Annotated in this window: 20 protein-coding genes and 7 pseudogenes; 12 read left to right on the top strand and 15 right to left on the bottom strand. The window is 38.1% G+C overall.

Translation table 11 applies throughout. From position 1 onward, the window contains the following. Window positions 1–90: 90 nt before the first annotated feature. Window positions 91–1161: an IS110 family transposase gene (locus tag LZ575_RS17365; RefSeq protein ID WP_235325994.1), complete on the bottom strand. Its 1071-nt coding sequence runs from the start codon at window positions 1159–1161 to the stop codon at window positions 91–93. Window positions 1162–1518: 357 nt separating this feature from the next. Here LZ575_RS17365 and LZ575_RS17360 point away from each other — a divergent pair. The 3 genes and pseudogenes from LZ575_RS17360 to LZ575_RS17350 all read left to right on the top strand — a co-directional run bounded on the left by LZ575_RS17360 (window position 1519) and on the right by LZ575_RS17350 (window position 4528). Further along, window positions 1519–2251, top strand: a pseudogene (locus LZ575_RS17360) (tRNA1(Val) (adenine(37)-N6)-methyltransferase). Between the two features lie 138 nt (window positions 2252–2389). Beyond that, window positions 2390–3568, top strand: a complete 1179-nt coding sequence (locus LZ575_RS17355) for an acyl-CoA dehydrogenase family protein (protein ID WP_235325992.1) — start codon at window positions 2390–2392, stop codon at window positions 3566–3568. A gap of 56 nt (window positions 3569–3624) precedes the next feature. Further along, window positions 3625–4528, top strand: a pseudogene (locus LZ575_RS17350) (serine/threonine protein phosphatase). Window positions 4529–4735: 207 nt separating this feature from the next. On the opposite strand, the gene LZ575_RS17345 reads toward LZ575_RS17350, so the two are convergent. From LZ575_RS17345 to trmB, 7 genes and pseudogenes are all read right to left on the bottom strand, one after another. Next, complete coding sequence (locus LZ575_RS17345; protein ID WP_235325989.1) at window positions 4736–5071, bottom strand: 2Fe-2S iron-sulfur cluster-binding protein; 336 nt, start codon at window positions 5069–5071, stop codon at window positions 4736–4738. A 54-nt stretch (window positions 5072–5125) separates the two neighbouring features. Continuing rightward, window positions 5126–6185 (bottom strand): annotated as a pseudogene (locus tag LZ575_RS17340) (NAD(P)/FAD-dependent oxidoreductase). Window positions 6186–6214: 29 nt separating this feature from the next. Continuing rightward, window positions 6215–6454, bottom strand: a complete 240-nt coding sequence (locus tag LZ575_RS17335) for a NifU family protein (RefSeq protein ID WP_235325987.1) — start codon at window positions 6452–6454, stop codon at window positions 6215–6217. Beyond that, window positions 6455–7584: pseudogene (locus tag LZ575_RS17330) on the bottom strand (P-loop NTPase). A gap of 180 nt (window positions 7585–7764) precedes the next feature. Further along, window positions 7765–8118 carry an MGMT family protein gene (locus LZ575_RS17325; RefSeq protein ID WP_235325986.1) on the bottom strand — a complete coding sequence of 118 codons (354 nt, stop codon included), beginning with the start codon at window positions 8116–8118 and terminating at the stop codon, window positions 7765–7767. After that, complete coding sequence (locus LZ575_RS17320; RefSeq protein ID WP_235325984.1) at window positions 8118–8741, bottom strand: LysE family translocator; 624 nt, start codon at window positions 8739–8741, stop codon at window positions 8118–8120. The genes LZ575_RS17325 and LZ575_RS17320 overlap by 1 nt, the downstream gene beginning before the upstream one ends. A gap of 4 nt (window positions 8742–8745) precedes the next feature. Continuing rightward, a complete protein-coding gene (gene trmB, locus LZ575_RS17315) occupies window positions 8746–9420 on the bottom strand; it encodes a tRNA (guanosine(46)-N7)-methyltransferase TrmB (RefSeq protein WP_235325982.1) in 675 nt (224 codons plus the stop codon). Window positions 9421–9743: 323 nt separating this feature from the next. Here trmB and LZ575_RS17310 point away from each other — a divergent pair, with 323 nt between their 5' ends. After that, a complete protein-coding gene (locus tag LZ575_RS17310; protein WP_311195844.1) occupies window positions 9744–10535 on the top strand; it encodes a glycosyltransferase in 792 nt (263 codons plus the stop codon). On the opposite strand, the gene LZ575_RS17305 is transcribed toward LZ575_RS17310, so the two are convergent. Both LZ575_RS17305 and LZ575_RS17300 read right to left on the bottom strand, forming a co-directional pair. Beyond that, entirely contained in the window at window positions 10528–11586 is a 1059-nt protein-coding gene (locus LZ575_RS17305) for a sensor histidine kinase (RefSeq protein WP_409187170.1), read from the bottom strand. The genes LZ575_RS17310 and LZ575_RS17305 overlap by 8 nt on opposite strands. Further along, window positions 11586–12269: a response regulator transcription factor gene (locus LZ575_RS17300; RefSeq protein WP_235330763.1), complete on the bottom strand. Its 684-nt coding sequence runs from the start codon at window positions 12267–12269 to the stop codon at window positions 11586–11588. The genes LZ575_RS17305 and LZ575_RS17300 overlap by 1 nt, the downstream gene beginning before the upstream one ends. 302 nt (window positions 12270–12571) lie before the next feature. Between LZ575_RS17300 and LZ575_RS17295 the strand changes: the two genes are divergently transcribed. The 7 genes and pseudogenes from LZ575_RS17295 to LZ575_RS17265 all read left to right on the top strand — a co-directional run bounded on the left by LZ575_RS17295 (window position 12572) and on the right by LZ575_RS17265 (window position 18592). Continuing rightward, complete coding sequence (locus LZ575_RS17295) at window positions 12572–13435, top strand: TonB-dependent receptor (protein ID WP_235325980.1); 864 nt, start codon at window positions 12572–12574, stop codon at window positions 13433–13435. Beyond that, the gene (locus LZ575_RS17290) at window positions 13413–13820 is read left to right on the top strand and encodes a hypothetical protein (protein WP_235325978.1); all 408 of its coding nucleotides are present in this window, start codon (window positions 13413–13415) and stop codon (window positions 13818–13820) included. The genes LZ575_RS17295 and LZ575_RS17290 overlap by 23 nt, the downstream gene beginning before the upstream one ends. A 52-nt stretch (window positions 13821–13872) precedes the next feature. After that, complete coding sequence (locus LZ575_RS17285; protein WP_235325975.1) at window positions 13873–15372, top strand: outer membrane beta-barrel protein; 1500 nt, start codon at window positions 13873–13875, stop codon at window positions 15370–15372. A 25-nt stretch (window positions 15373–15397) separates the two neighbouring features. Then, a complete protein-coding gene (locus LZ575_RS17280) occupies window positions 15398–16573 on the top strand; it encodes a hypothetical protein (RefSeq protein ID WP_235325973.1) in 1176 nt (391 codons plus the stop codon). 124 nt (window positions 16574–16697) lie between these two features. Further along, window positions 16698–16994 carry a hypothetical protein gene (locus tag LZ575_RS17275; RefSeq protein ID WP_235325972.1) on the top strand — a complete coding sequence of 99 codons (297 nt, stop codon included), beginning with the start codon at window positions 16698–16700 and terminating at the stop codon, window positions 16992–16994. A 195-nt stretch (window positions 16995–17189) separates the two neighbouring features. Further along, window positions 17190–17528, top strand: a complete 339-nt coding sequence (locus tag LZ575_RS17270) for a T9SS type A sorting domain-containing protein (protein WP_235325970.1) — start codon at window positions 17190–17192, stop codon at window positions 17526–17528. 85 nt (window positions 17529–17613) lie between these two features. Next, window positions 17614–18592 (top strand): annotated as a pseudogene (locus LZ575_RS17265) (acyl transferase). Window positions 18593–18980: 388 nt separating this feature from the next. Here the strand turns inward: LZ575_RS17265 and tyrS are convergent. Beyond that, window positions 18981–20270, bottom strand: coding sequence for a tyrosine--tRNA ligase (tyrS, locus tag LZ575_RS17260; RefSeq protein ID WP_235325968.1), 1290 nt, complete (start codon window positions 20268–20270; stop codon window positions 18981–18983). A 145-nt stretch (window positions 20271–20415) separates the two neighbouring features. Here tyrS and LZ575_RS17255 point away from each other — a divergent pair, with 145 nt between their 5' ends. Next, window positions 20416–21432, top strand: a complete 1017-nt coding sequence (locus LZ575_RS17255; protein WP_235325966.1) for an SDR family oxidoreductase — start codon at window positions 20416–20418, stop codon at window positions 21430–21432. On the opposite strand, the gene LZ575_RS17250 is transcribed toward LZ575_RS17255, so the two are convergent. The 4 genes and pseudogenes from LZ575_RS17250 to LZ575_RS17235 all read right to left on the bottom strand — a co-directional run bounded on the left by LZ575_RS17250 (window position 21429) and on the right by LZ575_RS17235 (window position 24024). Beyond that, a complete protein-coding gene (locus LZ575_RS17250; RefSeq protein ID WP_235325964.1) occupies window positions 21429–21779 on the bottom strand; it encodes a DUF4296 domain-containing protein in 351 nt (116 codons plus the stop codon). The two genes, LZ575_RS17255 and LZ575_RS17250, sit on opposite strands and share 4 nt — an antisense overlap. Further along, window positions 21757–21939: a DUF4296 domain-containing protein gene (locus LZ575_RS17245; RefSeq protein WP_235325962.1), complete on the bottom strand. Its 183-nt coding sequence runs from the start codon at window positions 21937–21939 to the stop codon at window positions 21757–21759. Before LZ575_RS17245 ends, LZ575_RS17250 begins: the two co-directional genes overlap by 23 nt. A 4-nt stretch (window positions 21940–21943) precedes the next feature. Further along, window positions 21944–23291 (bottom strand): annotated as a pseudogene (locus LZ575_RS17240) (dihydroorotase). Next, window positions 23291–24024, bottom strand: a pseudogene (locus LZ575_RS17235) (polyprenol monophosphomannose synthase). Before LZ575_RS17235 ends, LZ575_RS17240 begins: the two co-directional pseudogenes overlap by 1 nt. Between the last annotated feature and the right edge of the window lie 23 nt (window positions 24025–24047).

The raw sequence follows: 24047 nt of genomic DNA, 5'->3' as shown, positions 1-24047 counted from the left end.
GTGAATTCCTAATTATATAGAGATTATCTCTTCTTTTTTTTAATTTTGTTTAAAAGAAGGCTTCGGTCAATTCGTTGATTCGAAGTCTATCTAGTGCGGGGCTTTGGGCTCCGCTTTTTTTGGAATTTGGTTTATACTTTTATTTTCTTTTTTTGATTGGGTCCAGTCATAATCCTTTCTATATTCTTCATCTTTTTTCCAGAGGGTATAGGCAAGGATCAATAATTTTCTCATTCCGGCTACTATGCCTTTTCTTTTAATATCTGGATTTCTCTCTTTCACTCTTTCATATAATTTTTTAATAGGCTCATTAGCTTGAACAGCACTCATAGAAGGCATATATAAAGCCTGGCGTATCCTTGTGTTACCTCGTTTTGAGATTCTTGTTTTTCCTTTATATTTTCCAGACTCATTTTGTGTTACATCTAATCCCGCATAGCTTACCAATTGGCTAATGTTATTAAAAAGAGCAAATCCATTTGTTTCACATACTAAAATCACTGCTGTTTCAAACCCTAATCCTGGGGTGGTTTTTATTTTTCTTATTTTCTCTTTTAAAACCACATCCTGATTTACCTTGGCTTTAATATCTTTTTTAATGAGCTTAATGGCTTTTTCAAAGAATTCAATTTGTTCTCTCTTTAATTTTAAAACGACTTCCAGCTTTCTATGAGACTTTTCAAGGGCATGAAGTTGCGATTGGGCTCGTTGCTTTTCTTTTTTAATACTAAGAAGTTCTCTACATAGATCCCTAAGATCTTTATAGCCTGGGGACATTGGTTGCCATTCTTCCAGTTTTCTTTCTATTCCAAAACCGGTAATCATCTTTGAGTCACCCTTGTCTGTTTTTGTTTTGATATTAAGGCTCTTAGCGTAGTTCTTGATTTTATTAGCCAGCACTACAGATACATTCTGGTCATTAGCATATAGAAAATATGCCAGATTCTCATAATAGATCCCTGTGGCCTCCATTACGAACTTGAGAGAATAATTATTCTTTTGCTGTTTTAAAGCCCAAGAATAGAATTCCTGGAATCCTTTTTCTGTATTTTCAAAAGTACGGGTGCCTTTAATCTTAATAACATCATTTTCTGTTCTTAATTTAATACAGGCATGAAAATCATTCATAGAGATATCAATGCCAACCACAAGCTTTTTCATAAAAGGTTTTTTAAATTAAAGGAATTCTTCTTTTTATCTTTCCTCGTAATTATACGGGATACAAGTGATATACAAGTTCCCTAGATACTATTCAGATTTTGAGAAGAAAAGAAACAGGAGCAAAATCTTCGGGTCGATATACATCAAAAGAGTTATCTAGGGGGAGTTGCTAATCCTGTTCCTTCCTTAGTTATAATTAAAATAACCAAGATAATCTCTACTAACAAAATCTTATATTTGAAATAGTAATCAAGATTCAAACATACGAGGGGGACTGAGAATTTATCCTTTAAAACTGTTTCTAACTTCCCTGTTATTTTTACTCAATACTCATTACTCAATACTCAATACTTTTTTATGTCCAAGCCTTTCAAATTTAAACAGTTTACAGTAGAACAGGATCGTACCGCAATGAAAATTGGTACAGATGGCATTCTTCTGGGAGCATGGGCAAATGTGGAGAATACAGCTTCTGTTTTGGATATTGGTGCTTAGTACCGGAGTAATAGCTTTAATGATCGCTCAAAGAACAGATGCAGAAACAATAGATGCACTGGAACTGGACGAAGACGCCTATGAGCAATGTGTGGAAAATTTCGAGAATTCTCCCTGGGGAGACTGGCTGTTTTGCTATCATGCAAGTCTGGAGGAATTTTCAGAAGAAATGGATGAAGAGAAATACGACCTCATCTTATCCAATCCTCCTTTTTTTGAACTTCCTGTTTTAAAAAATGATTCTGAAGAATTCTCAGCAAATGCGCGGGAGAAAGCGAGGTTTTATAATTCCCTGCCCTTTGAAGAGCTTGTCGAATATGCTTCCGGCTTATTATCTGATAATGGGAGCTTTTCCGTAGTTATTCCTTTTTCTGAAGAAGAAAAGTTCCTTCAGCTCTGTGAAGATGTCAATTTGTACCCGAACAGGATTACGCGGGTTCGCGGGAACAAAGATTCCTCTATTAAGAGAAGCCTCCTTCAACTCTCCTTTACCAATTCTGAAGTAGATGAAAACGAACTCGTCCTCGAGATTTCAAGACACGAATACACTCCTGAGTATACTGAGCTTGTAAAGGAATTTTACCTGAAAATGTAATTACCCTTACAATCTTAGTCAGAAATTTTTCTTTTCCCTATTTTCCTGATCTTTAATTTCATATTCCTCATAATTATAGATCATTAAAAATTGTTTCCTAATTTACCGTTGGCTAAATTTGTTTAAAACCAACCTTGAATGAAACAAGATCTTTTTCAGGCACCCGACTATTATAACATTGACGACCTGCTTACCGATGAACACAAAATGGTACGTGATGCTGCACGGGAATGGGTAAAACGGGAAGTCTCCCCTATAATTGAAGAAGCGGCCCAGGAAGCAAAATTTCCTAAAGGAATTATTAAAGGTCTTGCTGAAATTGGAGCTTTTGGTCCTTACATTCCTGAAGAATATGGCGGGGCCGGACTGGACCAGATTTCCTATGGACTAATTATGCAGGAGATTGAACGCGGTGACAGCGGGGTACGCTCAACAGCATCTGTACAATCTTCCCTCGTTATGTATCCTATCTTCAAGTATGGTAATGAAGAACAAAGGAAAAAGTATCTCCCAAAACTGGCTAGTGGAGAGTGGATGGGCTGCTTTGGCCTTACAGAACCTGATCATGGTTCCAATCCGGGAGGAATGACTACTAATATTAAAGATAAAGGAGATCATTATTTGCTGAATGGCGCAAAACTATGGATCTCGAATTCTCCCTTTGCTGATGTTGCTGTGGTATGGGCAAAAGATGAAAACGACCGTATCCAGGGATTAATAGTAGAAAGAGGCATGGATGGTTTTTCCACTCCTGAAACTCACAACAAATGGTCTCTTCGCGCGAGCGCAACCGGAGAACTCATTTTTGATAATGTAAAGGTTCCAAAAGAAAATCTCCTTCCAAACAAAAGCGGACTTGGTGCTCCGTTAGGATGCCTTGACTCTGCTCGATACGGTATTGCATGGGGAACAATTGGTGCTGCTATGGATTGTTACGACACTGCCCTGCGATACGCAAAGGAACGCACCCAATTTGGGCAACCCATTGCCGGATTTCAGCTTCAGCAAAAAAAGCTGGCAGAAATGATTACCGAAATTACCAAGGCTCAACTATTGGCATGGAGACTGGGGGTTTTACGAAATGAAGGCAGAGCAACTTCAGCTCAAATTTCTATGGCAAAGCGCAACAACGTAGCTATGGCACTTAACGTGGCACGTGAAGCAAGACAGGTGTTAGGCGCAATGGGAATAACAGGGGAATATAGTATTATGAGGCATATGATGAACCTTGAGAGCGTTATAACTTACGAGGGAACACATGATATTCACTTGCTTATAACAGGAATGGATATTACTGGAATTTCAGCTTTTAAGTAAGCAGATCTTACATCTAAATTTTAAGAATACGCCACAAATGGTCAATCACATAGGAAATGTCATCAGCAAAAAGATTTACTAACGCGTACAAAAATGCCCGGCGTATCTCTTTTAATGACAGTTCCAAGTTTGTAATTTTTAGTGATTGTCACAGAGGCAACAATAGTTTTGCTGACGATTTTGCCAAAAATAAAAACAGTTATTTTCATGCACTATCCTATTACTACAGAAACGGTTTTACATACTGCGAATTAGGAGATGGGGATGAACTATGGGAAAACCTCACCTTTGAAGCCATTTTTGAAGCTCACAAAAATGTATTCAAACTTCTAAAATTATTCTTTGCTGAAGGAAGACTTCACAGGATTGTCGGTAACCACGATATGGCTTATACAGATAAGGACTATGTTGAGAAACATCTTTCCTCTTACTGTGACAATGCAAAAGAAGAAGAAATTCCGCTTTTCCCGGGAATAACTTTTCCTGAAGCTCTTGTGCTCCAGCATGAAGACACAAAACAAGAACTTTTCATGGTTCACGGCCACCAGGCAGATGGTCTTGGTTACTACCTATGGAAAGTTGATCGTTTTATGGTACGGGTATTATGGCGACAATTGCAAATTTTCGGAATTGGCGATCCTACCAGCCCTGCAAAGAATAATATAGAATTAAATAAAGTTGAACGCCGCACTAAACAATGGATTATTGCCAATGACAATATCTTTACAGTAATACAGTCATACGCACCGTCCCAGGTTTCCACAACCCGGGGAGATTCCGTATTTTAATGATGGGAGTTGTGTTCACCCGCGTGCAATAACAGGACTGGAAATCGAAAACGGAGAGATCTCCCTGGTAAAATGGGAGATTGCAACTACTGAAGAAGGCTATTTAAAAGCTATTAGAGTGGTGTTGGAAGGACCACAGAAGTTGATTTCCTATAGCAGGATCACCATCTAGACCAGATCAAAACAGGGACAACGTTTGCAGCGGTTTCCCTTTTTATACTTTTCACAGCATTCGCTCTTCAATGCCCGGGGCTTTTTGGCTACAACACCGTCCACCCGTAAATAATCCTTTGACTTTCTAGAATAAAAGATCAAAACACTAATAATATTTCCCGGTCCTGCTCCCATCATCAATTTTCTTATAAACGTCTTAATCGTATTACGTAGATTCCGGCGCAAGTTTCACCTCCAGACCTTCAAGTTCCTTTGTAATAAAAATCTGGCAACCGAGCCTGCTGTTATCTTCTACATAGAACGCCTGGTCCAGCATATCTTCTTCTTCAAAACTCTTTTCAGGAAGCAAATGCTGATGACTAAGGACATAACACTGGCAGGAAGCACACATAGCCATTCCACCACATATTCCAATAGTTCCCTCGGGAGCGAGCTCGTAAGAACGCACCACCTCCATTAAGTTCATATTCATATCTGTAGGAGCGTCTACTACGTGAGCTTCTCCTTCACGGTCTATAATAGTAATTTTTATATCGGACATGGTATACAAGCAGACCTCACAGGTTTTAAAAACCTGTGAGGTCTATTTTTGTTACTAATTAATACTTTTTACAACTTCTCTTTTAGCTTCTTTTCTGGAACCGTCAAAACCATCTACACCACTAACAGTAGTGTATTTCATCACGTACTTCTTATCAGGAAAAATACGTTGGTAAGCACTTTGACACATAATAGCAGCCTCGTGAAAACCGCAAAGGATGAGCTTTAATTTTCCGGGGTAAGTATTTACATCTCCAATTGCATAAACGCCAGGGATGTTTGTCTGGTAATCGTAAGAATTATTTACTTTAATAGCATTCTTTTCAATCTCCAGTCCCCAGTCACCTATTGGACCTAACTTGGGTGACAAACCAAATAAAGGAATAAAATGATCTGTAGGTTTCTCCTCCTCATCGGTAGCCTGACCTTTGTGCCTGATGATCACTGTTTCCAGTTCATTTTCACCTTTAAGATCAACAACCTCAGCATCAGTAATCAATTTGATCCTGCCTATTTTTGAAAGTTCTTCAACTTTTTCAACAGAATCTAACGCGCCTCTAAAGTCTTTTCTCCTGTGCACAAGGGAAACCTCACTTGCTACATTAGAAAGAAAAATTGACCAATCCAGCGCAGAATCTCCACCGTAAGCAATAACAACTCTTTTATTTCTATAAACTTCAGGATCTTTAATTATATAAGCCACGCCCTTGTCTTCGTAATCCCCTATGGAAGGAATAGGTGGTTTTCTGGGTTCAAAACTTCCAAGTCCGCCAGCGATCACCACGACCGGGGCGTGATGCTTTGTACCTCGTGAAGTTGTAACGATAAAACTACCGTCCTCCAGTTTTTCCAGGGTTTCAGCTCTTTCTCCTAATGTAAAACCGGGATCAAAGGGCTTTATTTGCTCCATAAGATTGCTAACAAGGTCTCCTGCTAAAACTTCAGGAAAACCCGGAATATCATAAATAGGTTTCTTTGGATAGATCTCAGAACATTGACCTCCCGGCTGTGGCAATGCATCTATAAGGTGGCATTTTAATTTTAATAATCCTGCTTCAAAAACGGCAAATAGGCCTGTGGGTAGCCCCTATTATAATTATATCTGTTTTGATCATTATATTTGAATTCTAAAAAGGGGAAGATTTTACCCTACATTCACTACTTCTTCTATTTGCGGGACGTATCTCTTGATGGTCATTTCCACTCCTGACTTTAAAGTCATTGTATTCACGTGACACCCTACACAAGCTCCCAAAAGCTGCACCTTCACAAGACGGTCATCCTCAATGGAAACAAGAGAAATATCGCCTCCGTCACTTTGTAAAAAAGGACGGATTTCAGCTAAAGCTTTCTCGACATTTATTTTAATTTCTTCTGTGTTCATCTATTTCTTTTTAACTGCACTACAACCTGCCATGGTAGTAATCTTTATGGCTTCTGTTGGCGGAAGGCTTTTGTTTCTGTTCACTGTCTCCTGCACCACATTTTGAGTAATTTTTTCAAAGGCTGTTTCAAGAGGCGTTGCTGTTTGCAAAGCAGCAGGCCTTCCTATGTCCCCAGCTTCTCGTATGCTCTGCACCAGGGGAAGTTCTCCCAGAAAAGGTACGTCCATATCTTCAGCAAGATTTCTGGCTCCCTTTTCACCGAAGATATAATATTTATTCCCGGGAAGCTCTTCAGGAGTGAAATAGGCCATGTTTTCTATAATTCCCAAAACCGGAACACTGATGCTTTCCTGTTGAAACATGCTAACCCCTCTTTTTGCATCGGCCAAAGCCATTTTTTGAGGCGTACTTACTATTACAGCACAGTAATTGGAAGAGACTGCATTATTGAGAGATGGATATCTCCTGTACCGGGAGGAAGATCTATCAACAAGAAATCCAGTTCTCCCCAGGCTGCATCAAAAATCATCTGATTTAAGGCTTTTGCTGCCATGGGACCTCTCCATACCACAGCCTGGTTAGGCTTAGTAAAAAATCCTATAGAAAGCATTTTTACTCCGTAATTTTCTACGGGTTTCATTTTTGACTTTCCGTCTACGTTAACAGATAATGGTCTTTCAACTTCCACGTCAAACATAATAGGCATTGAAGGACCGTAGATATCGGCATCCAGAAGACCTACATTAAAGCCCATTTTTGCCAGTGTCACGGCAAGATTGGCGGTAACTGTAGACTTCCCTACTCCACCTTTTCCCGAAGCAACCGCAATAATATTCTTTATTCCGGGAATAGATTTTCCTTTTATCTTAGGTTTATCAGCATTCTCAACCTTTATATTAACCTTTACTTTAGCTTTCTCGTATACTTTTTCATGAATAGTCTTAAGAATATCTACTTCAGCTCTTTTTTTAATATGTAATGCAGGTGTAGTTAAGACGAGGTCTACCACAACCTCATCACCAAATGTCATCACATTTTGTACTGCACCACTTTCCACCATATTTTTCCCTTCTCCGGCTATGCTAATGGTTTCCAGGGCAGCTAATATTTCTTTTCTATCTAGTTTCATCTTAAAATCTTATTTGCAATTATGCTTTTTGCATTGGTTATCTAAAGTAAATTTGATTATAGTATCTCTATTAATTTGATAACCTCTTATGTAGATTCATTCTAAATGCAAATATAAGGGGAATACCTAAGATTATGAAGGAATTAAACTATAATTGACTGATGCAATAATAACTCCAGACTATTGTAAAAGATCCTCTTCCCGCCCAAGTTCAATAGAAGGATCCCAAAATATCTTTTCAAAATCCTGCACCTGATTTTCCCTGATCTCTACACCCTCACTTTCCAGCATTTGTTGCATAGCTGTAGTACCTCCAAAATGATGTTTCCCGGTAAGCATCCCGAAACGATTTACAACCCGTTGGGCAGGTACAGACTCGATCCGATGAGAATTATTTAATGCCCATCCTACCATTCGCGAACTTCCCGTGGAGCCAAGGTATCGGGCAATTGCACCATAGGAAGTAACTCTCCCGGCAGGGATCTTTTTGACGACCTCATAAACCTTTTCAAAGAAATTCTCCTTTTGTTCCATTAGTAATAGAAGATCCTGATGAGAGTTATTATTACCAATAACAGCATGAGGAATGCCATAAAATAATTAGAGTAGCGAGTAATCAAAGCTGTCTTATCTTCTATTTGAATAAAGGATAAAACGTAAAAATAGAGTGTCGTAAAAGTTCCCATTGTTGCAGCAAGGACAAACGAGATCATTAAAGTCCAGTCATGAGAAATATCCCCTCCTACGTTTAAAGCTGCTCCCAATGCGACGAAATATGGAATAGGAAAAATATTAAGAACCGCAACCAGCATTCCTTTGAAGATACTATTGGAATTAGCCTTTGTAGAATGAGTTGCAATGTGAGGATCCCTCCTTGCTTTTACGAAAAAATAAACGGTGAGAAGAATAAAAATTACCAGTCCTGCCCGTAACAAAATATTCCTCACGAAGGGATTATTAAAAATATACCGGGCCAGCAAAACTGCAATAAGAGCCTGAAAGAAAACTACAATTGTGGCTCCAATGGCCACATACATTCCATTTTTTTTGCCACTTTCAACACAGGTTTTGGCCACAGTCATATTAACCAAACCGGGCGGTACCACTCCAATTAGAGCGGCAAAATAGGTGATAAGGAAAAGTTTAGTTTCCTCCAAAGTGTTATTTTATCTTAAACTGAATGTAAGTAATAGGTTTTCCCTGTTCAAGGTACTGTTTTTCGTAGAATGTTTGTATTCCCGTCACTTCTTTTGGAGAATATTCATTTTTATAGACGTCATGGTTTGCCTGAATGATCTCATGACCTTCCCCGTGAAGAAGCCCTAAAGTGTAACCGTGCATAAATTCGCTGTCGGTTTTTAGATTTACCATTCCACCTGATTTTAAAATTCTCTTATACTTTTTTAGAAATTCAGTATTGGTTAACCTATGTTTTGTGCGTTTGTATTTTATCTGAGGATCAGGAAAGGTTATCCAAATTTCGTCTACCTCGCCTTCTTCAAATAGAAGATCTACCAATTCTATTTGAGTACGAATGAAACCCACGTTATTAAGTTCTTCTTCCAGAGCTGTTTTGGCCCCTCTCCAAAACCTGGCACCTTTTATATCTATACCAATAAAGTTCTTATTGGGATGTTGCATGGCCAGTGCCACACTGTATTCCCCTTTCCCACAACCCAGTTCCAAAACAATGGGGTTCTCGTTTTTAAAGAAATCTTTGTTCCAGTTTCCTTTTAAAGGATAAGCACCCTCCACGATTTCCTCTCTTGAAGGCTGCACTACATTTTCAAACTTTTCGTTTTCCCGAAATCTCTTAAGCTTATTCTTACTCCCCACAGATCTAATTTTGGGCTAAAATTAGTTAAAATCGATCAAAAAGATGCAAAACCTTTCCAACTGCTTTAGCTTAATGATTCTATATTTGTATATGCCTAAAAAGAAAATCCTGGTTGCACCTCTAAACTGGGGCCTGGGACATGCTACCCGGTGCATTCCGGTCATTAATGAACTTATAGGTCAGGATTTTGAACTAGGTTCTCGCATCAGATGGTGCTGCTCTTCAAATTCTTCGGAAGGAATTTCCGGATCTTCAATATTTTCATCTTCCTTCCTATAACATAGTTTATTCTAAAAAGGCCTACTTCTTAAAATGGAAACTATTGCTGAATACACCTCACATCTTAAGGACTATTTCTGAAGAAAAAAAGGTCGTTAGGGAAATAGTTCGGAAAGAGGGAATTACAGGAATAATTTCCGATAATCGATGGGGAGCCAGGTCGCTCCTGGTGCCATCAGTTTTTATTACCCATCAGGTAAAAGTACTTTCAGGAATTACGACTTTTTTAAGCAGTAAAATTCAGCAGAACTACATTAAAAAATTTGATGAGTTATGGATCCCCGATGTTGCTGAAGAACCCTCCCTAAGCGGGAAAATGGGTCATAACCATAGTTTTAAGATCCCGATAAAATATTTGGGGCACCTTAGTAGATTTCAGAAGGAAAATGTTGCTACTAAATATGATATTACAGCAGTACTTTCGGGTCCAGAACCTCAGCGATCTATGCTGGAGGAAAAACTTTTAAAACATCTTAAAGGTATCCCGCAAAAAGTAGCAATAGTAAGAGGTGTGGTGGAACCTGAACTAAAGGTTACTGAAGATGAAAATTTAGTTATTTATAATTTTTTACAATCCAGGGAACTGCAGGATTTACTTAATGCCAGTAAAATTGTTATTACACGCCCCGGCTACACTACACTAATGGACCTTGCAAAACTGAAAAAACAACTATTTGTTATTCCCACTCTCGGCCAGTACGAACAATTATATCTCGCAAAGAGATTGATAAAAAACAATTTGGCGGCAGGTTGTAAACAGGGGGAATTCAATTTAATTAAACTTGAGGATATTGCAGTATATAAAGGCTTAGGCAGTTTTGAACCTTTTAACTAGGTTTAAAAGTGTTTTTACTCTTTTCGAGGGTAAATGAGAATTCACTTCCCACCCCAAAAACGCTCTCTACATAGATCTTTTCATTATGAGCTTCAATAATGTGTTTTACTATTGAAAGACCCAGACCCGATCCTCCTTCTTTCCTGGATCCACTCTTATCAACCCGGTAAAACCGTTCAAATAATCTGGGAATGTGGGCTTTTTGTATTCCTTCACCATTGTCGGTCACCCTTACTATAATCTTATTTTTAATAAGGTTTTCAATATTCACTTCAGTTGTACCTCCCTTTTTACCATACTTAATAGAATTGACTACCAAATTGGTTATTACCTGTTGTATCCTTTCCTTATCACCGTATACCAAAATAGGTGCTTCATAATCCATATCAAAAGTAAGGGTGATGTTTCTTTTAGCAGCTTTCATTTCCAGCAGGTCAAAAGAGCTTTGAACCACTTCAACAATATTGAAATTTTCCATGTTCAAATGGAGATCACCCGCTTCGAGCTTTGTTATCATATCCAGGTCCTTTACAATATAAATGAGCCTCTCCACTCCTTTATTCGCCCGCTGGAGATATTTTTTCCTTACCGCCTTATCTTTTAAAGCCCCATCCAGGAGAGTAAGAATATATCCCTGAACTGTGAACAGTGGTGTTTTCAATTCGTGAGAGACGTTTCCCATAAATTCCTTACGATAGGTTTCCCTTATTTGTAAAGTTTCAATTTCGAGTTTCTTATCTGCAGCAAATTTTTCAACTTCCCTGGTGAGGGTAGCCATATCTGTAGTAATAGGGCTTGGCCTTAGAGTAGTAGCATCCAGTAAAGTAACATTATCATATATCTTCTTTACCCGTTTGTAAATGAAATGCTCTACCCTGTATTGGATGATAAAAAAAGAAAAGAGATAAGAGGTTACAGCAAAACTTAAGATGGGCAACCATTCAAGATCATACTGTATGAATAAAAATACACCTACAAGCAGCGTAAGAAAAATGGTAATAAAGAAGGAAGTCTTTACGGCAAATTTATATGATCTCTTAAAATCGGGCATTATACTACGAACTTGTATCCTACTCCTTTAACGGTCTTAAAACTATCGTCTCCTATTTTTTCCCGCAATTTTCTTATGTGAACATCAATGGTTCTACCGCCTACCACAACTTCATTTCCCCATACCTTATCCAGGATTTCTTCTCTTTTAAAAACTTTTCCCGGAGTTGATGCTAACAGGGAAAGTAATTCAAATTCTTTACGGGGAAGTATGAGTTCTTCATCATCTTTAATGATCTTGTATTCATCCCTGTTAATAGTTAAATTACCAATAGTAACTATGTTGGAGCTTCCAGTATTATCTTTAAATCTTCGCAGCAATGCTTTCACTTTGCTCGTAAGCACCTTTGGCTTTATAGGCTTTGTTATATAATCATCGGCTCCTGCGTCAAAACCTGCCATTTGCGAATAATCTTCACCCCTGGCAGTGAGAAAAGTAATAATTGTATCACCAAGTTCCGGAATCTTTCTAATTTGTTCACAAGCTTCTATGCCATCCATTTCCGGCATCATCACATCCAGGATTATAAGATGAGGCTTCTTTTTCCGGGCCAGCTTAACTGCTTTCACGCCATTTTCCGCAGTGATAACAGAATAACCTTCTGCCGAAAGATTGTAGCTCACGATTTCCAGAATATCTGGTTCGTCGTCTACTAACAGTATTAAAATATCCTTTTTCTTCATAGGGTTATGATAATCATTCATTAACAAAAGTAAGATAAAATTGATCATCTGCTCTTAAGTACAAACACGGTGGTAACATTGGGTTAACAAATAATACATGGATATTTTTTCTCTGCTTCCTTATGTATCACAGTTGTACAGGTGTTTTGGGTATTACTGAAGATTATTAAAATAAAACCTGATGGGAGTTTCGAAACTTTAATATAACATTTCTTCCGGCCTGCTTAACGCAAAGTTAAAGTTTACGTAAGCTTCAGGCCGAAATGGGGTGGTTAATTTGCTGCATAGAATTAAACCACATAATGAACAGAATTTTAATTATAGCAGCTGTTTTTTTAAGCTCAATTTTAAACGCGCAGGAGTCGACTCAGGGAACGATTGCAGGGAAGTTGACTGATGGGGAAATGAATGGAGAACCTCTTCCCTTCGCCAACATAGTTATTAAAGGAACATCTCTTGGAACAATGTCTGATATTGACGGATTGTTCGCCCTGGGCAAACTCGATCCCGGGACTTATACGGTCTCCTTTAGCTTTGTGGGATACGAAGTGCGTGAAATACCCAATGTTGTAGTTTCTCCGGGAAAAGTGACTGAAATTAATGCAGAGCTTGGGGCGAGTGCTGCCGCTTTGGATGAGGTTGTAATTTCAACTGTCTCAAGAAGAGATTCTGAAGTAGCATTACTTCTGGAGCAAAAAAAGGCTATTACAATAAAACAATCTATTGGAGCTGAAGAACTATCCCGAAAAGCAGTTAATACTGTAGAACAGGGACTTTCCAAAGTCTCAGGTATAACAACTGTGCAGGATCGCGGGATTTTTGTTCGTGGCCTTGATGACAGATATAATTATTTAATGGTAAATGGCCTGCCACTTGCCTCATCAGATCCTGATTTTAAGATCATTCCCTTAAGTTACATTTCAACTAATATTGTGAGTTCTGTAGATGTTTTCAAAACTTTCAGCCCAGAGCTGTATCAGGATTTTGCAGGAGCGACATTTGTACTGGATACAAAAACAGCTCCCTCTTCCTCTGTCACTACTGTTAACGTAGGAGTGAATTATAATACCAACACTACTTTCCAGGAATTTAAAACTGATGATAGCGGGGATTCAGAATATTTTGGATTTACAGGGGGAGGTCGTGAATTACCTAGCCGTTTTTGAACGTAATAGATTTAGTCACCGCGCAAATGCCGGGGAATCAGCTGAATTATTTAACACCTCCTGGACTCCGGAGACAAAAAATGCTCCATTGGATACCCGCTTTGGTTTTACCCATGGACAGAGAATCTACAGCAACGACAAAGAAAATTTGGGGTATTTTCTTGGAATAAACTACAGGAATTCTCACAGAAGACAAAGTGGACTTGAACGCACTTTAAATTCTGAAGGAAGCTCCGGCCAGGATTTTAGGAGTGAAACCTTTGAATATACTACTCAAAAATCATCTTTATTCTCTTTAAACTATAATCGGTTTGAAAAACTTAAGCTTGAATTTAATACCATTTATCTACAGAACACCTCCAATTTCATAAGAGAGGCTGCTTAGTAGAAATGATGGTTTCACTCAACTTAACAACAGGGATTTCTTTATAAGAGACATGAAGTATACTGAGAATGATCTAATCACCATTCAACTTGTTGGCGATTTTGAATGGGCGAACCAAAAACATCAAATCCATTTTGGTGGCTCGGGAAGTATGGGAAAAAACAATGTTCCAGATCGCCGGGTGCTTCGTACAGCCGGGGTTGGTGAAGCTGCTGAATACATTACTACAAACGGTATAAATCCTTTCAAGTTTTATCAAACTCTGGAAAATCTTAATTACAATACACGAGTTGAATATGAATTAGGACTGCAAAGGAATGACGAGGGAAATTTTAAAACTAAAATAAAAGTAGGACATAATTTTGACCTGCTTCAGTATGACTTTTTCACAAGGTTCATTACAGTCCAGGCCAATGGAACCAATTTACCAAACCTGAACACCAATGATCCCGAAAGTTTTTTCCGGCAGGGTTTTTCTCAGGGGTTCCTTACCTACAACAGCACATTTGATCCTACTGCGACCAGCAAGATCGACCAATACATAAATGCAGGATATCTCAATGTCATTAAAGAATGGGAAAATCTTCTTATCGATCTTGGGCTGAGAGGAGAATATGCCCCACGGGAAATAACTTTTAGAGGCCCGCTGGACAGGCCTGAAACTCCTTATGAGGTTATTACATATGATCCTTTTGACCTTAGCCCCTCCTTAAACGCAAAATATACAGTAAATGAAACTTCAAATTTAAGACTAGCGGCTTCAATTACCACTACCAGGCCAAGGTTAAGGGAAATTCTCCCTACAGTTTACCAGGATGGAGATGGAAACCAGGTAATAGGAAATCCCTCGCTGCTTAATTCGCGTAATTACAATTTTGATTTAAAGTATGAAGTATTTCCAACTAACGCACAATTGCTGGCCTTAACGGCTTTTGGAAAATACCTGGAAAATCCCATAGAACGTTTAGTGAGGTCAACATCGGTAGGGTACAGGACATTTTTTGACAATTTTGACCAGGCATATTTATATGGATTAGAATTGGAAGCAAGAATGAATCTTGGCTCCACCTTTAAAAGTCCGGTTCTGGAAAAAATAACTTTTGGTTTTAATGGAATATTAATGACATCCACTGCCACTGCCGATGTAAATAACCCTCGTTTTGCCGCAGTTACAAATAAGGAAAGAGAACTACAGGGAGCTTCCAATTGGGGCGTAAATGCCGATGTAGGTTATGAGCTGTATAAAACCGATGTAGCAGAATCCACTATTAATATCATCTTTAACACTTTTGGAAAAAGGATCTATGCAGTGGGGGTTGAGGGAGCAGATGAAATTTATGAGAAACCACTAAATCAACTGGATCTATCCTGGAACACCCAATTTAATGATCACTGGGGATTAAATCTTAGCATAAGTAATATACTCGATGAGAAGTCACTATTTACTCAGGATCCAACACAGGACATCAGGTTTCCCGAAGTCTTCAGTAATGTAGTTGAGACTTTTGATCAGGGAACCACCTTTGGTGCTAACCTCACTTACACATTTTAAACTATAAACAATTAAACCTAAAATTATGAAAAGAACCTTTTTATCAACCGTATTTGCTTTGGCCCTCCTTTCAGGATTCACTTCCTGCAGCAGTGGAGATGATGACCTGGCTCCTGTAACCGATGATGTGACCGGAGGTATAGATGGGGTTTTACAGGGTACTGTTTTAACCGGAAATATTACTGAAGATCTACTTGTAGAAACAGGAAATTATAGCCTTAAAGGAGCTGTAACAGTAAAAAACGGTGCCACTCTCACCATTGAACCCGGCACAACCTTTACAGTAACTGCAGATGATCAGGCAGCAGGAATAAACCTTTTATTCGTAGAACAGGGAGGTAAAATTATGGCAGAAGGCACAGCAGCTCAACCTATAGTTTTTACTTCAAAAAATAAGAATGCTGAAGGTGGTGACGGCGACTGGGGAGGAATAGGAATTCATGGCCGTGCAACTATGAATGCACCGGGTGGAACTTCTATCTCTGAAGCAGGACAACTTCCTTACGGTGGGACTAACGACAATGACAATAGCGGAAGCTTAAAATTTGTACGAGTCGAATATGCCGGGCAGGCTTCATCTGACGGTCAATTTGAATTTAATGCCTTTTCTTTCTTTGCAGTGGGAAGTGGAACTGTATTAGAAAATCTTGAAGCTTTTGAAGGAGCTGATGACGGATTTGAATTTTACGGAGGTACAGTTAATGCCAAAAACCTTTCTGCAATAGGTATGGAAGATGACTCAGTAGACTGGGATGAAGGTTATAGGGGTACTATAGATAATGTTGTTATTTACCAATATGACAATGTAGGAGATTTTGCTTTTGAACTTGCAAACCGAAGTGGAGAAAATAATGCCTCTCCAAGATCTAAGGCCACAGTAAAAAACATAACAGCAAGAGGACATAACAGAAGTGGAAAATCTGCCTTTGATCTCAAACAGGGAACAGGAGGAATATTTGACAATCTTGTAGTATATAACTATGAAACGATTATTTTCCTTAACAACCAATTACAGGAAGTAGAAAATGGAAATTTAAAATTTTCAAATGCAAACTTTGATTTCAGTGAAAATTTACTTGTAAATAATATTGATCAAACAAATGTTGCAGATCTATTTATTTCAATGAACGAAGATGCCACAGGTGCAGATCTTACAGCATTTGAAGGATGGTCAAATTTTGATTCAAAAGGCGGTTTCTAATTATCTGGACTGTAAAGATTCCCTATCTCTTACATATTTTCTAAAAGGGTGGTTTATAGAAATCACCCTTTTTATTATCTATTCATTGTATGTTGAAATTTTTTAAAATTAAAATTTACAGAACATGAAGATCAACCCTATACTTAATATTTGCTTTTTAACAGGAATGGTTATGACTAGTTGCAGTAATGATGATATCACTCCTGAAGTTTATCCTAACGATCCGGTTTATAGTAACAATGAATGTTTAAGACTGGAAGGTCACGAGATCACGAGCATTACAGCATCAAAAACTTCCTATTTTACAGGAGTAGATTCTTTGGGATCAGAAATAACCCTGACTATTCCTCAAGGAGCAATGATTTTAAGAAGTGTTTTCAGGAAAAGTTCAAATTTGCCAATCTTCATTATAAAAGAATAATTACCGGAGAAATTAATTATCCATTCCTAAAAAAAAACATAGGTGTATTAGTAATAATTTTAAATTCTTAATAAAAAGATAAAAGAGTTGCTTCTTCCTTTTCAATTCCTTTTGAAAAATTTTTGGTTTAACACATTTTATGGCTCGATTTTTGAAATTTTCTTTGTAAGTTTGTTATTAACCTATTTAGAGAGAATGAAGCAGCACTACTTATTTAGTTTTTTATTAATATGTCTTTTGCTGTTCTCCAACAACTTAGCAGCACAAGAAACCAGCCCTCCTGCTTTTGCTCAGGAGAAACCTATTGCTGGGCTATCTATATATCCTAATCCGGTGACTGGAAACAAGATTTTTATCACTTCAGAAAAAAATCATACAAAGGAAGTAGAAGTTTATAATGTTTTAGGAAAAATGGTGTTATCAGCCAGGCTTGTTGGTAAAGAACTTGACGTGACAGAATTAACTCCGGGAATATATATTGTAAAGATAAAAGAAGGAAATACACAGGCTACACGTAAATTGGTAGTGAGATAAAACCTTTTCATAAAAGTTTAAAAAAGCTTCTGATCTCAGGAGCTTTTTTTATTTCTAACTTTGCCCGGCTTAGAATCTTTCAGCAATGGACTCTCAACGTATATTTTCTATTTCTTCCGAAGAACAATTTGAAGAAGTTGCTTTAGAAGTTTATAGATACCAATATAAAAAAATACCTGTTTACTAAGCAATTTGCTGATCTCCTGAAGAGGACTCCTCACAGCGTACGGCAAGTAATAGATATACCTTTTCTGCCTATTCAATTCTTTAAAAGCCATAATATTGTAACTCCTGGAGTTGAACCTGAAAAAATCTTTACCAGCAGTGGTACTACTAGCAGCACTACGAGCAGGCATTTGGTTACCAATCTTTCTCTTTACGAGGAGAGTTTCGTAAAAGCCTTCACCAATTTTTATGGAAACATAGAAGATTATGTTATTCTCGCACTCCTCCCCTCTTACCTGGAGCGGGAAGGTTCTTCTCTTATTTATATGGCCGATTATTTTATAAAAAAGAGCAAACAGGCCGAAAGCGGATTTTATCTAAATGATCTGGAAGGACTGAATGAGAAGCTGATATCCCTTGATAGATCTGGTAAGAAAATACTGTTGCTGGGTGTTTCCTTCGCGCTCTTAGACCTCGCAGAGATGCGGCGTCTACCATTAAAGAATACAATTATTATGGAGACAGGCGGGATGAAAGGCCGTAGGAAGGAGATGATCCGGGAAGAGCTTCACGCTATTCTAAAAAATGGTTTTGGAGTAGAAAACGTTCACAGCGAATATGGAATGACGGAGCTACTTTCACAGGCTTACTCAAAAGGAAACGGAATTTTTAATTGCCCCCCCTGGATGAAAATATTAATAAGAGATCCTGAGGACGCCCTGCACTACCCTTCTAAAGGCAAAACAGGCGGAATTAATGTTATCGATCTTGCCAATTTAAATTCCTGTTCGTTTATAGCAACACAGGATCTGGGTAAAATAAAAGGTGAGAATGAAATCGAAATTCTCGGGAGGTTTGACAACAGCGATATTCGCGGGTGTAATTTAATGGTTATTTAATCTACTCCACTCACCCTCAGAAATATTTGATCAACCCGAAGAAGATCTAACTCTTCATTAATATTTCCTCCCTAAACTTACCTGTATGTACAACAGAATTCTTCTTTGTAAAAATTAAGGTTAGGCTGTATTAATTATATTGGTCAAACTTTTTTTCCCTGCTGAATATACTTCTGCTAATTCTCCTATTCTTCTGATGCATAAAAAAATTAAAGTCGGGACTAAAATTTAACATTTTACTGTGTAATGATTTGAGAATCTCCCGACCTATATATTGTAAACAGATTTGTGGTTAGGTTTTGTTTACACTAGATGAAAGTTTTTTCATATTAGATTGGTTAGTTAGTTGCAAACCCCTTTAGGCTCTCGCTTGAAGGGGTTTTGTAATTTAGACCACGCTAATAATATAGGTATTACGTTTCCCTTTATTCAGGATAACATATTTGTTGTTAATGAGATCTTTTGAGGTAATTTGATACTCCTCGCTTACTTTATCCTTATTAACCGATATAGAATTTTCCTTTAACGCCCTTCTGGCTTCCCCATTTGAATTTAAAAATCCTGTTTTAGCCGAAAGCGCTGCTATCATATCCAATCCATCCTCGACATCTTTACGGGCAACTTCAGCCTGGGGCACTCCTTCAAAAACATCCAGGAAAGTAGCTTCGTTTAAGCCTTTAAGATCATCAGCTGTACTTTTACCAAACAATACTTCCGAAGCTTTCAGTGCATTATCATAATCTTCCCGGGAATGAACCATTACCGTAATTTCCTCAGCAAGTTTTTTCTGCAACTGCCTAAGGTGAGGTTCTTTTTTATGATCTTCAACCAGCTTTTCTATTTCCTCTTTTTTGAGGAAGGTGAAGATCTTTATATATTTTTCGGCATCCTCATCGCTTGAATTTAGCCAGTATTGGTAAAATTTATAAGGAGAAGTGTAATTGGGGTCGAGCCAAATGTTCCCGCCTTCCGTCTTTCCAAATTTCGTCCCATCAGCTTTGGTAATAAGAGGGCAGGTAAGAGCATATCCTTTTCCCTGGCCTATTCTTCTTATTATTTCTGTACCAGTAGTAATATTCCCCCACTGGTCACTTCCTCCCATTTGAAGAGTACAGTCGTATTCCCGGTACAAGTGCAGGAAATCATATCCCTGCACCAGTTGATAAGTAAATTCAGTAAAAGACATTCCTTCTGAAGCATCTGAAGACAATCTCTTTTTTACTGAATCCTTAGACATCATGTAGTTAACGGTTATATGCTTTCCCACATCCCGAATGAAACCCAGGAACGAGAAATCTTTCATCCAGTCATAGTTATTCACTAAAACTGCAGCATTCTCACTGTTACTTTCAAAATCCAAAAATTTCTTTAGCTGATTTTTAATTGAATTTTGGTTATGTCTTAAGGTTTCCTCATCCAGCAAATTTCGTTCTGCAGATTTTCCTGAAGGATCTCCAATCATTCCCGTAGCACCACCTATAAGGGCAAAAGGTTTATGTCCACATAATTGAAAATGTCTCAACATCATCACACTTACCAGATGTCCTATATGCAGCGAATCTGCCGTAGGGTCTATTCCCACGTAGGCAGCGCGCATTCCTTCCAGTAAATGTTCTTCAGTTCCCGGCATCACGTCGTGCAGCATGCCTCTCCAGGTAATTTCTTCTACAAAATTCATATTGGTCTAATCTTATTCAACATTAATAAACTTCATGAATAACAGGAATCAGTTCTATGTATTTACCTGTATTCTGAAATAAAAACAGCGGTAAAGATACCAATAACTCACATTTTTCCTAAGCTGAAATGGCTATATTTACCTTATGATATTAGTTACAGGAGGCACAGGTTTAGTAGGATCTCATATCCTGCTGGAAATTCTTAAAACCGAAGAAACAGTAAAAGCTATTTACCGCGAAAGCAGTAATGTAGACCATGTAAAAAAAGTGTTCTCTTACTACATGCCCGAAGAGGATGCGCAAAAATATTTTTCCAGAATAGACTGGCTAATAGCTGATCTTAATGACATTCCCTCCCTGGAAAAAGCTTTTGTGGGAGTAAAAAAAGTTTATCACTGTGCAGCTTTGGTTTCCTTTGATTCTTCCCTGGCCTCAAAACTAAGAAAGGTTAATATAGAAGGAACTGCTAATATTGCAAACCTGTGTATAGCACATAATATTGAAAAGTTGTGCTATATAAGTTCCATTGCCACTATGGATGCCAATGTGGGAGACGATTTTATTTCTGAAAACTTTACCTGGCACCCCGAGAAAGATCATACAGAATATGCTATTTCAAAACACGGCGCCGAAATCGAAGTTTGGAGAGCGGCCCAGGAAGGTGTTCCTGTAATCATTCTAAATCCCGGTATTATCATAGGACCCGGATTTTGGAACAAGGGAAGTGGAGAGATTTTTAACCGTGTCCATAAAGGCCTAAAATACCACTTTCCAAAAATAACAGGATTTGTAGGTGTAAGAGATGTTTCCCGGGCAGCAATTCAATTAATGCTGTCTCCGGTTAAAAACGAACAATATATCCTGGTTGCAGAAAATCTTGGTTTTAAAGAAATTCTCGATAAAGTAGCTATAGAATTAGGCAAACCAAAACCTGCAAGCGAATTAAAACCATGGATGATAACAACGGGTTGGCTCTACCAGTCATTCCTAAGCATTTTTGGAGGTAAAAAACTCTTAAACAAAAGCGATTCAAGGTCTCTTTTTGAAAATGCTTTCTATAAAAATGATAAAATTGTACGGGAGCTGGATTTTCATTTTACCCCTATAAAGGAAGTGATAGAAGAAACAGCAAATTTTTACAAAAGGAACAATTCCGGTTAAGTAGGATTTCTGTTTCGTCGCATTTCAGGAAGAGGCTTTAAAGTGTCTATAGCCTTAGATACGGGCACAAGATTATTTCCTTTCACTAACGAATCTCTCCTTGTTCGCAAAGAATCACCTTCAGGAACAAGGGAATTAATAGAATCCTGAATTCTTTTCTCCTCTTCCCTTATTACTTCTAAATCAGTTTTTAAGGAATCCAGATTCTGCTGTACTTTCAAGTAAATTCGCTCCAAATTAGCCGGGTCCTTAGCATAAAATTTTGTGCTTTCCGCCAGGCTAAGACTGTCAATGTTATGCTTTTGGTAAAGGAACTCTCCAGGTTTAAAACCTGTTTCTTCCAGCATTCGCTAAGTTAAAATTTCTTGCAGAAATCATTAACGAGAGATCTGTCAAAACCTCAACCATTTTACTTTCAGGTATAAGATTTTCCGGCCTTTCTACTTTCTCAATATCCTGACAGGAAAGAGCAAGTAAACCCACTAAGATCAGCATCCGGAATTTCATAAATTTATTTTCTGTCAAAGGTCAATTGTTCCGCTCCGGGAGCAAAAGGCAAAAATTTGAAATTTTTATATACCAGCCTCCCATTCACAAAGGTATGGGTGATCCTTGATTTAAACGTTACTCCCTCAAAAGGAGACCATCCACACTTATATTCAATATTGCTTGGTTGCACGGCCCAGGGCGAATTAAGATCTACCAGGACAAGATCGGCTTTATAACCTACCCTTATGAATCCCCGCTTTTCTATTTGGAACAGGATTGCAGGGTTATGGCACATCTTCTCGACAATCTTCTCGAGGCTTATCTTCTCCTGATGATAAAGCTGAAGCATTGCTTAAGCAGGGCGTGTTGTACTAAAGGCCCACCACTTGGAGCTTTAGTATATACGTTCTTTTTTCTTCCCGTGTATGTGGGGCATGATCTGTGGCTACTACATCAATACGATTATCAATTAATCCCTGTAATAGTGCTTCCTGATCATTTTTGGTCTTAATTGCAGGATTCCATTTTATAAATGTTCCTTTTTTCTGATAGTCGGCTTCGTTGAACCATAAATGGTGCACACAAACTTCTGCAGTAATTTTTTTATCTTTTAATGGCTTCTTATTTTCAAATAATGATAATTCCTTTGCAGTCGAGAGATGAAACACGTGGAGCCTTGCACCTGTTTTTTTAGCCAATGCCACTGCTCTTGAGGAAGAAATATAACAGGCTTCTTCACTTCTTATTTTTGGATGCAGTTCCACGGGAATATCGTCACCATATTTTTCTGTATACTCTTCAAGGTTCTTTTGAATAGTAGCTTCATCCTCACAATGTACAGCTATCATTAAAGGTGACTTTGTAAATATTTCTTCCAGCACCCCGGGATCATCTACAAGCATATTTCCCGTTGAGGAACCCAGGAAGAGTTTAATAGCCGCTGTGGTTTTAGGGTCTACCTTTAAAATTTCTGAAAGGTTGTCATTTGTGCCACCAAACATAAAGGAATAATTGGCGTAGGAAGTATTTTTTGCCAGTTCAAACTTCTCCTGCAATTTTTCAATTGTAGTAGTTTGTGGCAATGTATTGGGCATTTCAATAAAAGAGGTTATTCCACCTGCTACTGCCGCCCGTGATCCCGATTCTATAGTTTCCTTATGAGTTAACCCCGGTTCCCGGAAATGCACCTGATCATCGATAACACCCGGCATGAGATAATTTCCCTCGGCATCTATAATGTTTACATCAGGAGATTTGGCACTTATGCTGTCTGCTATTTCAGCTATAATACCATTTTCAATAAATACATCTCCTTCGGTTATTGTTCCTTCATTAACAATACGTGCATGCTTAATTAAAACCTTCTTCATTACGTAGACATCTTATTAAAAAGACTTTTAAATTTCATATTAATTACCCCAAATACAGCTTCAGAAATTATGCCGCTGCTCATTTTTGAAGTTCCTCTTGTCCTGTCGGTAAAGATTACCGGAACTTCCTTTATTTTGAAATTTAACAAATGGGATTTAAATTTCATTTCAATTTGAAACGCATATCCAACAAATTGAATTTTCTCCAGTTTAATATCTTCCAGAACTTTACGTTTATAACAAACAAAACCTGCGGTGGTATCGTGAATTCTCATTCCCGTTACTACCCTAACATATTTTGAAGCCAGCCAGGACAATAAAACCCGGCTCATGGGCCAGTTAATAACGTTAACACTTAAGTTACGTACCGCGATCCAATGGCAACATCGGCCCCTTTCCTTGCACAAGCATTATACAACCTAATGAGGTCATTAGGGTTGTGCGAGAAATCGGCATCCATTTCAAAAATGTACTCGTAATCCCTTTGAAGTGCCCATTGAAACCCATGAATATAAGCGGTTCCAAGACCGTTCTTCTCCTGGCGTACTTCCAAAAACAGTGCCCCAAAAAATTCTGCCTGTAATGCTTTAACCTTTGAAGCTGTTTGATCGGGAGAATTATCATCAACCACTAAAATGTGAAATTTACGCTGCAGGGAAAAAATGTTTCTAATTAAGCGCTCAATATTTTCAATTTCATTGTAAGTGGGTATTATAATAATCCCATTTGACATGCCAAAATTTTTGAGCAAATGTA

It is taken from the genome of Antarcticibacterium sp. 1MA-6-2 (assembly GCF_021535135.1).
Taxonomy (GTDB): Bacteria; Bacteroidota; Bacteroidia; order Flavobacteriales; family Flavobacteriaceae; genus Gillisia.
This window is presented reverse-complemented; position numbering and strand designations above follow the sequence as displayed.